Below are 13,641 nucleotides of genomic sequence, written 5' to 3' on the forward strand. Positions count from 1 at the left end.
GCCAGCGGGGAGACAAATATCATCCCACACGCTAAATCGACGTCATGGACCCGCTCATCTCAACAACTGAATTCGATGATCTCCGCGCCGATCAAGAAGTGATCTTGTTTGACGCGTCATTCTATCTGCCGACCGAAACACAGAATGCATATGAATTGTTTCACGAGTCTCATATTCCGGGCGCCGCGTTCTTCGATGTTGATCTGATCTGCGACCTTTCGTCGCCGCTTCCCCATATGGCGCCACCGGCAGACCAGTTTGCCGAGGCGGTTGAGGCCTTTGGTGTCTCCAATACGAGCAGGATTGTCGTTTATGATCAACGGGGGCTTTTCTCATCTGCCCGAGCGTGGTGGCTATTCACGCTGTTTGGTCATGACAACGTCCAAGTTCTCGACGGCGGGCTGCCCAAATGGCGTGCTGAGGGGCGCGCGTTCGAATCTGGTGCCGCAGCGCCGCGGCCGCGCGGGCGGTTCATACCGCGTTATCGACCGGAGCTCGTGCGCAGCCGCGCCGAAATCGAGGTCAATCTGGAATCACGGGCTGAAATCCTTTTGGATGCGCGCGCGGCCGGGCGGTTTTCTGGGGCTGTCCCCGAGCCGCGCCCTGGCATGCGCGGCGGCCATGTTCCGGGAGCGGTTTCGCTGCCGTTCACAGAACTCATTCGGTCGGATGGTACGCTCCATTCAGCTGAAATCCTGCGCAATATGTTCGTAGCGCGGGGGGTAGCGCCGGAGACAAAGCCGGTTACCATGTGCGGCTCCGGCGTCACGGGAGCGCTGATCACGTTGGGGCTGGTTTGCGCTGGCCTACCGATCGGTGCACTCTACGACGGGTCTTGGGCTGAATGGGGCGGCGCGCCCGATACCCCTGTGGAGAAAATGACATGAGCAACCATCATTTCGAGACCAGAATCTCCACCGCCGCCCGCCGGCCTGTGAAGTCGCACGGCTACGTCAACCCTAAGCTCGTACGAGGTTCTACGGTACTTTATCCGAATTGTGCCACACGCCGTGAAATTGGCAAACGCAGGCTTGAACAGGAAGAAATTTATGGCCTGTATGGCAGCGAAACCCATTTTGCGCTCGAAACGATGGTCGCGGAGATCGAAGGAGGGAGCCACTGCCAGATTGTGTCGTCGGGGCTTGCTGCCATCACCACCCCATTGCTTGCGTTCCTGAAATCGGGCGACCATTTGCTCGTGCCCGATTCGGTTTATGGACCAACCCGCAGGTTCTGCGATACTGTTTTGGCGCGATATGGCGTGAGCACGACCTATTATGATCCGCTGGTAAGCGAGGAGACTCTGGTTGGACTGATGCGTCCGCACACCCGGGTCGTTTTCTCAGAAAGCCCTGGCAGCCATACCTTCGAGGTGCAGGATGTGCCGATGCTGGCACGGGTCGCCCATGAGCGCGGCGCCAAGCTCTTCATGGATAATACTTGGGGAATACGAACGTTCCAACCGTTTCGCCATGGCGTTGATGCATCCATTCAGGCTTTGACCAAATACGTTGGCGGCCATTCGGATATCGTACTCGGAGCCATCACGGTGGCAAGCGAGGAGGATTGGGTGTGGCTGCGCAACGGTGCGCTCGATCTCGGCCAATATGCTTCGCCTGACGATTGTTGGTTGGCCCTGCGGGGAGCCCGGACCCTTAATGTGCGCCTCGATCAACAGGCTAACCACGCATTGAGGATCGCGCATTGGCTGAACGACCGCCCCGAAGTGCAACGGGTTCTGCACCCGGCCCTGCCCTCCTGCCCGGGTCATGAATTCTGGAGGCGTGACTTCAGCGGAGCCTGCGGTCTATTCGGACTCGTGTTTCAACCCCAGTTCGACTATGCAGCGGTTGCCGCTATGGTTGATTCGTTGCAGTTATTCGGGATCGGCGCGTCATGGGGGGGCTATGAAAGCCTGGCATTGCCAACCAGTTACACAATTACCCGCAGCGAAGGGACCGGTTCGTTCGGTGGTGAGATGCTCCGACTGCAGATCGGTCTGGAGCATGTGGATGATCTGATCGCCGACCTCGATGCGGGATTTGCGATTCTGCGCGGCCAGCAGAAGATGGTCTGCGCTTCGCCGCCGTGCCTCGCCGATGAAATGCAGGATTTGTATAATCCTGAGTCGGCGGCATGATCGCAAAAATGCTCGATGTCGTACAATTCAATTCAGCGGGGTTGATCCCGGCGATCGCCCAGCAATACGACACCGGCGAAGTTCTCATGATGGCGTGGATGAACGCTGAAGCGATCAGCGAGACACTTCGAACCGGCCAAGTCTGCTACTACAGTCGAAGCCGAACGGCACTCTGGCGAAAAGGCGAGACGTCCGGCCATACGCAGCGCTTGATCGAGATGCGGATCGATTGCGACGGCGATACGCTCCTTATTCTAGTCGATCAGACCGGCCCTGCTTGCCATACGGGTGCTCATAACTGCTTCTTTCGAACAATTCACGCCGACGGCAATATCGATCAGACGTGAAAGCTTTCACCGCAGCCGCAGCGGCCCTTTTCGTTAGGATTTTCGAACGTAAACCCTGAGGTAAATTTATCTTCCTTGTAGTCCATGACCGTTCCAATCAAAAACAATGTTGCTTTCCGGTCGACTAGCACTGTCACACCTTTGTCGGTTACCACCTCGTCACTGGGAGACTTCTCATCAACCCAGTCCATCTGGTATGACATACCCGAGCAACCCTTGTTGTTCACTCCTATTCGCAGCAATTTGCCAGCGTCACCTTTAAGATAGAGATGGCGTAGCCGATCGGCCGCGCCATCGGTAAGTTGCATGAGGGGCGGCAGGCTATGCCGCACGGGCTTATCTGTCGTCTGTGACGTGATCATGAGAACATCCCTCAATACATATTGAGCGCAAGGCGCGCTTCATCGCTCATCCGCGACTGATCCCATGGAGGATCCCATACGGTTTCCACCTCGACCTCACTGACTCCTGGCACGGTGCCGACAGCCAGACGAACGGATTCGGGTAGTTCCTGCGCACTCGGGCAAGCCGGTGCTGTAAGAGTCATTTCAACTTTTACCCGGCTGCCTTCAATCTCGATGGCGTAAATCAGACCAAGTTCAAAAATATTGATTGGAATTTCAGGATCATATACGGTTGCAATTGCAGTGATCACAGCATCCTCCGTGATCAATGGTGCCGTTTCACCATCCGGTGTCCATGTCGTGATCGGCTGCGATTGCGCGAGATCTTCATCCATGATGAACCTCCATCGTCTTGCCCAATGCCGCCCGCAACGCCTGCCACGGCAATGTCGCGCACCGGTGCCTCGAGCGATAACCGTGCACGCCTGCCAAGGCGCGTAACTCGGCAAAATCAGCGCGTTCCGGGATCGCACCGGTGGCGATCATGGTGTTGAACGCCTCGGCCAGATCGTCGATGTCTGCGCGTGCTTTGCCGACCACAACATCACCCATCAAATCCGCAGCCGCCACACAAATTGCACAGCCACGCGTCTCGTGGCGTAAAGCGCCGAGCCGAGCGCCTTCGCAGCGGATTCGAAGATGAACCCGATCGCCACACATTGGATTATCACTCTCCGCTTCGGCATCGAAAATCGCGAGATCACCGGCATGGCGAGGGGCACGCACCCGATCCATGATCAGATTTTGGTATAGATCATCGGCGTTGGTGGCGCTCATCGCCCGAATACCTGCTGTACCCGACGTAGACCGGCCGCCAAGGCGTCGATCTCGCCGTGGGTCGTATAGATCCCGAACGATGCGCGGGCCGTACTGTCGAGTCCGAGACGACGAGTCAACGGCTCCGCACAATGATGACCGGCCCGCACAGCGATGCCTTGTTTATCGAGTAAAGTTGCGACGTCGTGCGCATGAACCCCATCGAGTGTGAAGGCGACTACGCCCCCTCGATCTTGTGCGCGCCCCAACGTATGTAGCCCATCGATTGTCGCCAGCACCGCCATCGCATGATCGGTAAGGCTGCGCTCGTGTGCCGCGATCGCGTCGAACCCGATCGCGCTGACGTAATCGATCGCGGCTCCCAACCCGATCACCTCCACGATCGCCGGCGTGCCGGCCTCAAACCGGTACGGCGGCGCGGCCCAGGTTGATTTTTCAAAACTTACACTGCTGATCATATCGCCACCGCCCATGAATGGCGGCATCGCATCAAGCAGGTCGCGCTTGCCGTACAGCACGCCGACGCCACTTGGACCATAGAGCTTGTGGCCTGAGAATACATAAAAATCGGCATCGATCGCGCGAACATCCACCGCACGATGGACTACGGCCTGCGCACCATCGAGAAGTATTTTAGCATCATGATCATGGGCAAATCGTGCCAGACGATCGACCGGCGTGTAGGTGCCCAGTACATTAGACATGTGGGTGATTGCAAGCAATCGTACCCGGCCGTCGGCAAAGATCTGCTGCAGATCGTTGAAATCAAGTTCGCCAGCATCGGTGATTTTCGCAATGCGAAGCTCTATTCCGTGCTGGTCGCGCAGCATCTGCCACGGTACTAAATTGGCGTGATGCTCCATTTCACTGATGACAACGGCGTCCCCGGCCTTCAGTGCCGATCGACCATAGGTCTGTGCAACCAGATTGACCCCTTCGGTCGCGTTACGGACAAACACGATCTCCTCACGCGCGGCGTTCAGGAATGCCGCGACCTTGTCGCGTGCGTCCTCATAATCATCTGAGCATCGCTCGCTCATCCAGTGCAGTCCACGATGCACATTGGCATATCGCGTCTGCATGGTCCGAACCATCGCATCGATCACCGCACGCGGCTTTTGCGCTGACGCAGCACTGTCCAGGAACACAAGATTTTTGCCGTGAACCAACTCAGACAGGATTGGAAAATCCGCCCTCACCCGCTCAACATCAAAACCATCGTGCTGCACCGCAGCGCTCATAACACATCCTCTTGCCACCAAGCCTCGACAGCGGATTCAAAGAGTATCCGTGCCGCATGATCAGCCACGGGTTCCAGCGCCTCATCAAGGAACGCACGCACCAGCATGGCACGCGCCTGCGACTCCGGAATGCCCCGGCTGCGCAGATAAAATATCTGTTCCGGATCGAGCGCGCCGATTGTGGCTCCGTGGCTGCATTTCACGTCATCGGCAAAAATCTCAAGTTCCGGTTTACTGTCAATCTCAGCGTCAGGCGAGAGCAGTAACGTCTGGTTCATCTGATATCCGTCAGTCTTCTGTGCGCCTCTTGCGACCTCAATGCGTCCTTGAAACACGCCGCGCGCCGATCCGGCCAGAATAGACTTCACCGTCTGGCGAGATGCACAATGCGGCGCTTCGTGAGCGATCACAGTCGTGACGTCGCCAAGCTGGGCGCCAGAAAGAAGTTGAGCCGCATTCAGATGAACATCACCTCCAGATCCGATCATCGAGACATGGGTTTCATTCCGACTTAGTCTGGCGCCGCAATTGAGGGTAAAGGATTGATAACTGGCATCCTCAGCGATGGTGACCACTACGGTTGTGACATGAACGGCCGCGGGCGCGTCGTCCTGCAGACGATAGTGACGTAACACTGCGCCTTTGCCCAAGAGGATCTCAACCACAGGACTATGGAGATATGAACCAATGCCGCGTGCAATTTCGATCAGCGTCAACGAAGCCCCGGCACCAATCGAAACACGGTGACGAGGCGTGATGACAGCTTGGTCTGAAACATTCACGGCCGAAACAAGAAACATTGTTCCTGCATCGGTCGCGTCAGGGACCGCTACACATGCCCCATCCTCAGCAACAGCAGTGTTGAATGTCACCATAGGCAAATCGGGAGTGACAACGTTTACATCATCACCGCGCCAACGCGTAACGAACGACGACGCCGTAGATCGTATTTCATCGTAGCGTCCATTAGTGAAGACGACACATGGCAACTCGGTATCCGGCACCATTCCAGCGACATCGCCACCACTTGTCGCCAATGTGAGATTAAACGACTTTAGTCGCGCGTTAAGATCGGTATAGTGCCACGCCTCGTTGGCTCGGGTCGGCCAGCCAAGAGCCCGAAAGCGGTCGGCCGCTGCCTCGCGTTGTGCCGCCGCCCCGGTCAGCCTGGAAAAATCAATCCGGTCGAGGAAATTTGTGGCACTCATGCCGCTTCCAAACCCGCATAACCATTTGCTTCGAGATCTAAGGCCAATTCAGGACCGCCGGACCGGACAATGCGCCCGTTGGCAAGGACATGCACCCTGTCTGGCACGATATGATCGAGCAGACGCTGATAATGGGTAATCACCAGCGCGGAGAAATCGGGACCACGCAGAGCATTCACACCATCGGCAGCGATCTTCAAAGCGTCGATGTCCAACCCGGAATCGGTCTCATCCAGTAGCGCCAATGAAGGCCTAAGAAGTGCCATTTGGAGAATTTCGTTACGCTTCTTCTCGCCTCCAGAAAACCCGACGTTGACGTTTCGCTTGAGCATGTCATCCGGCATTTTCAACGCCTTGATCGCAGCTCGGGCCTCTTTTAGAAACGCCACAGCGTCGAGCTCGGTTAATCCGCGCGCACGCCTCACCGCGTTCAACGCAGTGCGGATGAAATTGGCATTGCCGACGCCGGGCAATTCGACCGGATACTGAAACGCGAGAAAGACGCCGGCCGCAGCGCGCTCTTCCGGAGAAATGGCCAAAAGGTCGCTCCCGTTGAAGGTCACGGTGCCACCGGTGACTTCGTAACCCTCCCTCCCCGAGAGCACGTATGACAGAGTCGATTTTCCGGCGCCGTTCGGACCCATGACGGCATGAATTTCACCGTCTGGCACAATCAGATCGATCCCCCGTAAAATCTCTTTGCCATCGATCTTCGCGGTCAATCCCTTGATTTCAAGCATATTCAGTCCTTCAACCCACCGAGCCTTCGAGTGAAACCGCGAGCAATTTCTGTGCTTCGACCGCGAACTCCATTGGCAATTCCTTCAACACGTCGCGACAGAAGCCGTTCACCAACAAGCCGACCGCATCCTCCTCTGACAATCCTCGCGAACGACAGTAAAATAATTGATCATCCGCGATTTTTGACGTCGTGGCTTCATGTTCCACCTTTGCGCTTGGATTGCGGCTCTCGATGTAGGGGGCCGTGTGCGCGCCACATTGATCGCCGATCAGCAGCGAATCACACTGGGTAAAATTCCGTGCGCCATGCGCCTTGGGCATGATCCGCACCAATCCGCGATAGGTATTGCTGGAATGCCCGGCGGAAATTCCTTTCGAAATGATCGTACTGGTCGTATTCGGGGCCAGATGGATCATCTTTGTTCCGGTGTCGGCCTGTTGATAGTTATTGGTCAATGCCACTGAATAGAATTCACCCGATGATCCCTCACCCTGCAAGATGCATGAAGGATATTTCCAGGTGATTGCCGAGCCGGTTTCAACTTGGGTCCAGGAGATTTTCGACTTCCGCCCCCGGCACGCCCCTCGCTTGGTCACGAAATTATAGATGCCGCCACGGCCCTGTGAATCGCCTGGGTACCAATTCTGAACTGTCGAATACTTGATCGACGCTTCATCAAGTGCAACCAATTCTACCACGGCCGCGTGTAGCTGGTTTTCGTCACGCATCGGCGCGGTACAACCTTCAAGATAGGAGACGCTGGCACCCGCCTCCGCTATGATAAGTGTGCGTTCGAATTGTCCGGTATTACGCGCATTGATACGGAAGTATGTAGAAAGTTCCATCGGACAGCGCACACCGCGCGGGATGAAGACGAAGCTACCGTCGGAAAATACCGCACTATTTAATGCGGCGAAGTAATTGTCGCCCGCCGGCACGACACTACCAAGATACTTCCGTACCAGTTCCGGATGCTCGCGCACCGCTTCGCTGATCGAACCAAAAATAACGCCGACTTTTGCCAAACTGTCGCGAAACGTAGTTGCAACCGAAACACTGTCGAACACGGCGTCAACTGCAACGCCGGCTAATGCGGCCCTTTCGTTCAGCGGGATACCCAGCTTATCGTACATGCTAATCAATTCAGGATCTACATCCGCCAATGACTTCGGAGCGGGCCGCTTCGGTGCTGCGTAGTAATACAGATCCTGATAATCAATTGCTTGATGGCGAAGACGCGCCCAATTCGGCTCCTCCATCGCCAACCACGCACGATAGGATTTCAATCTCCACTCCAGCAGCCATTCCGGCTCGCCTTTCTTGGCAGAAATCAGGCGTACGATATCTTCATTTAAACCTTTCGGCGCGAACTCCATTTCAATATCTGTCTCAAAACCATATTTGTAACCACCATCGGCTAGACGATCGATAGTGTCGATTGTTTCAGAAACGGCGGCCATAAGAACCTCTATTCAACAATGGAAACTACGCGCGGGGCCGGCTTTATGGTTGCGTCGAATCGCAGGGGCTTTGGTACTGCGTCTCTCTGCATGTCAGCCAAGGTGATCGAATTCAACGCATCGCTGATAGCGTCATTTACGACGCCCCAGCGCCCGGCCATGGGGCAAAGTGAAAGGCTATCACACGACCCACCGGTTCCTTCGACACATGCTGTCAGGGCAATCGGCCCGTCGATCGCGACGATCACATCTGCGACAGGAATCGCAGCAAGTGAGCGGTTCAATCGGTACCCACCATGGGCTCCACGCTGCGAGGAGACCAAACCAACTTGAGAAAGTCCCTTCAAAACCTTGGAAACCGTTGGCTCCGGTATACCAGTCGCGGCAGCGATGCCTGGTGCAGTCTCAACATCATTGGCGCGAGACAATCGCACCAAGACAACGACGGCATAATCGGTCAGACGAGATAATCGTAACATGGCTCACTCGATTGCGGACTACCGTAGTCCTGTTTCGTAGATGGGCCATTGAAACGCGGCCGTCAAGATGTGAGTAGCGCGTCCCTGTCCGCAAATACCCGGGCGACCATTTCTGGCAGATCAATCGCCCGGTCGACTCGCACAGGCGCGTCGGTTCGTCCGTAACCCCAAGTCACGAAAATAGCCGTGACTCCTAGTCCCGAAGCCGCTGCCATGTCGTTGGCATGATCTCCGATCATCACAGCCTGATCTTTAGCGACATTCATCGCCGCTAATACGGCCGCAAGATGTCTGGGATCCGGCTTGCGATGGGTTGTGGCATCCCCACCCACCACGATCGGAAAAAATTTATCGAGATCGAGAGCTGACAGCACTATGCGAGCGGAGACCTCGGGCTTGTTAGTACACAGGCCGAGCTGGTAACCGGAATCGCGCAACGCGATCAGAGCTTCCGGAATTCCTGGGAACGGTTTGGTCAAATCGGTGACATGCGCTTCGTAATCGGCGAGAAAAAACGCCTCATCATGGTCCGATGGATGCAGATTGCGGGCCGCATAACCCTTGTGGAGAAGAACCCTGGCGCCGTCACCGACCATCGGCGCAACCTCGGTCAACGGGACCGGAGGGCTGCCATGGCGCGCGAGCGATCGGTTCAACGCCCCCGCTAAATCCGGCAGACTGTCGATCAGCGTTCCATCTAGATCAAACACAACCGCTTTGTGATTCGCATTATCCAGGGGCATGACATACTCCGAAACTCGATGTGACCGTTAAGCCTTTGACATAAGCAACGCGGCAAGGCTACCGCTGCGTTTATGGATAATGTCGCCGTCATTCTTGCCGCCGGCCTCGGCTCACGCATGAAGTCGAAACTGCCGAAAGTATTGCATCGCATAGCGGGCGTGCCAATGCTCACCCACCTCATCGAGTCCTGCGTGCCCGTGTTCGGACGAATCGTCGTCGTCACCGCGCATGACATGGCGCCTGTCGCGGCAGCGGCGGCCCCCCATGAGGTGATTATCCAACACGACCGTCACGGCACCGCGGACGCAGCAAAAGCAGCAATTCCCGCGTTCGGAACCGGCACTGTGACCATTATCTATGGTGATAACCCACTGCTCAGCGGTGCGACCCTCGCAGCCCTTCCGGCACGTTTGCGGTCCAACGCAGTTGCTCTGGCGCTTCTCGCGACCCGCCCTCCTGATCCCGGCGCATTTGGTCGCGTCGTCGCAGACTCAGGTTTTGCTACACGGATCGTCGAGTATGCGGATGCATCAGAAGCCCAGCGCTCCATTGCTCTTTGCAATGTCGGTGGTTTCACTGCGAAGGCGGACGACATGCGCCGTTGGCTGGGCCAAGTTGGTAACGATAACGCGAAAGGCGAATTCTATCTCACGGATATCGTGGCAATCGCCCACTCCGAAGGTGCCAGAATTGCCGTAATCGAGGCGCCTTGGGACGAATGCCGCGGGGTGAATTCACGGGCGGAACTTGCGCTGGCCGAAGCCGCGATGCAGGCTCGTTTGCGCCACGCCGCCCTGGCCGGTGGCGTGACAATGACGGCTCCTGACACTGTATTTCTTGCCGCCGATACCGAAATTGCCGCAGATACCACGATTGAGCCGTATGTCGTATTCGGACCGGGCGTTCGCATCACCGGGCCTGCCACGATACGTGCCTTCTCTCATCTCGAAGGGTGCACAATTGGTTCCGGTGCCATGATTGGGCCCTATGCGCGGATCCGACCCGGGACCAGGGTTGACGAGTCGGCACATGTCGGGAATTTCGTCGAGCTTAAGGCGACGCATCTCGGTGCCGGTGCGAAAGTTAACCATCTGACCTACCTTGGCGATGCGACGGTGGGAACCCAAACGAATATCGGGGCGGGAACCATCACCTGCAATTACGATGGCCTCGTCAAGCATCACACATCGATCGGTCAAGGAGTGTTCATCGGATCGGATGTTGCGCTGATCGCCCCGGTCTCGATTGGTGATGGCGCCATCATCGGCGCCGGAAGCGTGATTACCGAGGATGTCGAAGCTGACGCACTCGCTATCGCTCGCGCACGGCAGGTAACAAAACCGGGTCGGGCTAACGCCGATCGGCGAAGAAGGAAAACGTCATAAATGTGCGGTATCGTCGGAGTCATCGGCAAAGAACCGGCCGCCCCGCTTCTCCTCGATGGACTGTCCCGCCTCGCCTATCGGGGATATGACAGCGCCGGGATAGCCACGCTAGTAGCCGGTCGGATAGTCCGTCGTCGCGCTGAGGGCAAACTGGGCAACCTCGCCAGGGCGCTCACCGCCCGGAAACTCGATGGTACTACGGGTATCGGCCATACGAGATGGGCCACCCACGGTGCCCCCACCGAAATCAACGCTCATCCTCATGGCACTGAGCGGGTTGCTGTTGTGCATAACGGGATTATCGAAAATCACGCGGAGTTGCGCTTAGAGCTTGAATCTGAAGGCCAGGTATTTTTAACCGAGACCGATACGGAGACTGTCGCTCAACTGGTTGATCTGAATTTGGCACGCGGCATGGATCCGATCACCGCCGCCGCGAGCGCGTTCCACAGATTGGAAGGCGCTTACGCACTCGCCCTGATTTTTGCGGGCCACCCTGACTTGATCATCGGCGCGCAGCGCGGTGCACCTTTGGCGGTCGGTTACGGTGACGACGAGATGTATCTCGGCTCTGACGCACTGGCACTGGCACCGCTCACCCGCCGTATTGCCTATTTGACCGATGGCGACTGGGTAATCCTGTCGCGCAGCGATGCCGAATTCCGCGATGCATTGGATCAACGGGTCGAACGCCCGATCAAACTGACACGGTTGACCGGAGCCTCAATCGGTAAAGGCAATTTTCGGCATTTCATGGAAAAGGAGTTGCATGAACATCCGGTGGTGATCGGCGATACCCTGCATCGGATGATCGATCCCGCAACGCGGATGCCGGTGCTGCCCGAACTTGCGATAGATCTCCGATCGATAACCCGAATCACAATCTCGGCTTGCGGTTCGGCGTTTTATGCTGGCCTTACCGCGCGATATTGGCTGGAAGAGTATGCACGTATTGCCGTCGACGCAGATGTCGCCAGCGAATTCCGCTATCGCGAGCCGCCGCTTGCACAGCATGAACTTGGCGTGGTTGTAAGCCAATCGGGTGAAACAGCCGACACAATGGCGGCGCTGCGGTATATGAAGCAACAGGGCTGCAAAGTGATGTCGGTCGTCAATGTCCCGGAAAGCACCATGGCACGGGAGAGCGACCTGATGCTCGAAACCATTGCCGGTCCCGAAATCAGTGTCGCGAGCACCAAGGCATTTACTGCACAATTGACCGTTCTGGCCGGCTTTGCGCTGACCCTTGCACGTATCCGTGGTACGCTGAGCGACGAAGCGATTGAGAGGCTGGTTGCACGGCTGATGGAACTGCCTGCCAAAGCCGCGCAGATTCTGAACGACGAGGATGCGATACGAATCCTTGCAACCCAAATCCAGGATGCACGCGACGTCCTATTCTTCGGACGCGGTTCGATGATGCCGATCGCTATGGAAGGCGCTTTGAAGCTAAAAGAACTCAGCTACATTCATGCTGAAGGCTATCCGGCCGGCGAAATGAAACATGGTCCGATTGCCCTGATCGATCCTAGCGTACCCGTCATTGCCGTTCTGCCCTCAGGACCACTGTTCGAAAAGACCGCGTCCAACCTTCAGGAAGCCGCGGCACGCGGAGGTCGGATTATCTTGTTTAGCGACGCCGCTGGCGTCGACAAGCTTGCGGGTATCACCACGCAGAGCATCACCCTACCTGACTGCGATCCGTTCGTGGCACCCATCCTTTATGCGATACCGGTTCAAATGCTCGCCTATCACGTAGCAATCTTGAAAGGGACCGATGTGGACCAACCCCGAAACCTTGCCAAATCAGTCACCGTTGAATAGTGGGCCCACGAAAAAAGTCCTGGGAACAATGTTCCCAGGACTTCCACCTTAGCAGGTTAACATCATTCTCAGTTACGACGATTGCCCATGAATTGGAGCAGAAACATGAACAGGTTGATAAACGTCAAATACAACTGAAGAGCATCATAAACGCTTCGCTTCGAGGCAACATCAGCTCCAAACCGATATCCATATTGAACATAATCAGCCTTGATACGCTGAGTATCATAGGCAGCCAGGCCGGTGAAAATCAGCACCCCGATGGCGCTGATGGCGAATTGTAAAGCGGTCGAATGCAGAAAAATATTGACCACCATTGCGATCAACAGCCCGATCACACCCATGATTAGAAAACTACCGAACTTCGCCAGATTTGCCTTCGTTGTGTAGCCATAGACGCTCATGGCTGCAAACGTGCCGGCCGTAACGAAGAAGGTCGATAGAATCGACGTTCCAGTGTAGATCAGAAAAATATTTGTTAGGCTTGCGCCCATTACGGCGCAGAACGCCCAGAAAAGGGCTTGCGCCTGCGTGGATGACAATTTGTTGACGCCGAAGCTCATTATCATCACGAAACCGATCGGTGCAAACATCGTCACATAAGCCAAGATACCGGGTTGGCGAACTACAGCGCCGCTTGCCGTTGTCGCTAGCGGGTAGAAGATGTTGATCAGACTGGTCTGTGAAATCGCCAGCGAAACGATGGCAGTCAGGAAAAGACCTGAAGCCATCCAGTTATAGACCCGCAGCATGTAGGCACGCAGACCTTCGTCCAGAACGCCAGCGCCCGCTGCGACGCTGGCACCGCGGTAGGATCGCATGTCAGGACCAATAGCCATAATTGCTCGACACTCCTTAAAGGCGGCGGGAATACCGCTCTTCCTAGGCTA

At 56.3% G+C, this 13,641-nt stretch carries 15 protein-coding genes; 5 read left to right on the forward strand and 10 right to left on the reverse strand.

Annotated features, from left to right (window positions below):
- Positions 1–44 precede the first annotated feature (44 nt).
- The 3 genes from ACP5E6_RS01030 to hisI are packed head-to-tail and all read left to right on the forward strand — an operon-like array spanning position 45 to position 2,487.
- Positions 45–887 carry a sulfurtransferase gene (locus ACP5E6_RS01030; RefSeq protein ID WP_427950467.1) on the forward strand — a complete coding sequence of 281 codons (843 nt, stop codon included), beginning with the start codon at positions 45–47 and terminating at the stop codon, positions 885–887.
- Positions 884–2,140, forward strand: a complete 1,257-nt coding sequence (gene metC, locus ACP5E6_RS01035; protein ID WP_427950470.1) for a cystathionine beta-lyase — start codon at positions 884–886, stop codon at positions 2,138–2,140. Before ACP5E6_RS01030 ends, metC begins: the two co-directional genes overlap by 4 nt.
- Positions 2,137–2,487: a phosphoribosyl-AMP cyclohydrolase gene (hisI, locus tag ACP5E6_RS01040; protein WP_427950472.1), complete on the forward strand. Its 351-nt coding sequence runs from the start codon at positions 2,137–2,139 to the stop codon at positions 2,485–2,487. The genes metC and hisI overlap by 4 nt, the downstream gene beginning before the upstream one ends.
- Here hisI and ACP5E6_RS01045 read toward each other — a convergent pair.
- From ACP5E6_RS01045 to gph, 9 genes are all read right to left on the reverse strand, one after another.
- Positions 2,478–2,849 carry a HesB/IscA family protein gene (locus ACP5E6_RS01045; protein WP_427950474.1) on the reverse strand — a complete coding sequence of 124 codons (372 nt, stop codon included), beginning with the start codon at positions 2,847–2,849 and terminating at the stop codon, positions 2,478–2,480. The genes hisI and ACP5E6_RS01045 overlap by 10 nt on opposite strands.
- A gap of 11 nt (positions 2,850–2,860) precedes the next feature.
- Positions 2,861–3,226, reverse strand: a complete 366-nt coding sequence (locus tag ACP5E6_RS01050; protein ID WP_427950476.1) for a DUF59 domain-containing protein — start codon at positions 3,224–3,226, stop codon at positions 2,861–2,863.
- Complete coding sequence (sufU, locus tag ACP5E6_RS01055; protein WP_427950478.1) at positions 3,219–3,668, reverse strand: Fe-S cluster assembly sulfur transfer protein SufU; 450 nt, start codon at positions 3,666–3,668, stop codon at positions 3,219–3,221. Before sufU ends, ACP5E6_RS01050 begins: the two co-directional genes overlap by 8 nt.
- Positions 3,665–4,909: an aminotransferase class V-fold PLP-dependent enzyme gene (locus ACP5E6_RS01060; protein ID WP_427950481.1), complete on the reverse strand. Its 1,245-nt coding sequence runs from the start codon at positions 4,907–4,909 to the stop codon at positions 3,665–3,667. Before ACP5E6_RS01060 ends, sufU begins: the two co-directional genes overlap by 4 nt.
- Positions 4,906–6,117 (reverse strand): Fe-S cluster assembly protein SufD, encoded by a 1,212-nt coding sequence (gene sufD / locus ACP5E6_RS01065; RefSeq protein ID WP_427950484.1) that lies wholly within the window; start codon positions 6,115–6,117, stop codon positions 4,906–4,908. The genes ACP5E6_RS01060 and sufD overlap by 4 nt, the downstream gene beginning before the upstream one ends.
- Entirely contained in the window at positions 6,114–6,857 is a 744-nt protein-coding gene (gene sufC / locus ACP5E6_RS01070) for a Fe-S cluster assembly ATPase SufC (protein WP_427950486.1), read from the reverse strand. Before sufC ends, sufD begins: the two co-directional genes overlap by 4 nt.
- A gap of 10 nt (positions 6,858–6,867) precedes the next feature.
- Entirely contained in the window at positions 6,868–8,319 is a 1,452-nt protein-coding gene (gene sufB / locus ACP5E6_RS01075) for a Fe-S cluster assembly protein SufB (protein WP_427950488.1), read from the reverse strand.
- Positions 8,320–8,327: 8 nt separating this feature from the next.
- The gene (locus ACP5E6_RS01080) at positions 8,328–8,798 is read right to left on the reverse strand and encodes an SUF system Fe-S cluster assembly regulator (protein WP_427950491.1); all 471 of its coding nucleotides are present in this window, start codon (positions 8,796–8,798) and stop codon (positions 8,328–8,330) included.
- Positions 8,799–8,860: 62 nt separating this feature from the next.
- Positions 8,861–9,541 (reverse strand): phosphoglycolate phosphatase, encoded by a 681-nt coding sequence (gene gph, locus ACP5E6_RS01085; RefSeq protein ID WP_427950494.1) that lies wholly within the window; start codon positions 9,539–9,541, stop codon positions 8,861–8,863.
- A 72-nt stretch (positions 9,542–9,613) separates the two neighbouring features.
- On the opposite strand from gph, the gene glmU reads away from it, so the two are divergent.
- Together glmU and glmS are read left to right on the forward strand one after the other, a co-directional pair.
- Positions 9,614–10,927 carry a bifunctional UDP-N-acetylglucosamine diphosphorylase/glucosamine-1-phosphate N-acetyltransferase GlmU gene (gene glmU / locus ACP5E6_RS01090; protein WP_427950497.1) on the forward strand — a complete coding sequence of 438 codons (1,314 nt, stop codon included), beginning with the start codon at positions 9,614–9,616 and terminating at the stop codon, positions 10,925–10,927.
- Positions 10,928–12,751 carry a glutamine--fructose-6-phosphate transaminase (isomerizing) gene (gene glmS / locus ACP5E6_RS01095; protein ID WP_427950499.1) on the forward strand — a complete coding sequence of 608 codons (1,824 nt, stop codon included), beginning with the start codon at positions 10,928–10,930 and terminating at the stop codon, positions 12,749–12,751.
- A gap of 68 nt (positions 12,752–12,819) precedes the next feature.
- Here the strand turns inward: glmS and ACP5E6_RS01100 are convergent, their stop codons facing one another.
- Positions 12,820–13,590 carry a Bax inhibitor-1/YccA family protein gene (locus ACP5E6_RS01100; RefSeq protein WP_427950502.1) on the reverse strand — a complete coding sequence of 257 codons (771 nt, stop codon included), beginning with the start codon at positions 13,588–13,590 and terminating at the stop codon, positions 12,820–12,822.
- Positions 13,591–13,641: the final 51 nt, after the last annotated feature.

It is taken from the genome of Acidiphilium sp., assembly GCF_049977125.1.
GTDB lineage: Bacteria > Pseudomonadota > Alphaproteobacteria > Acetobacterales > Acetobacteraceae > Acidiphilium.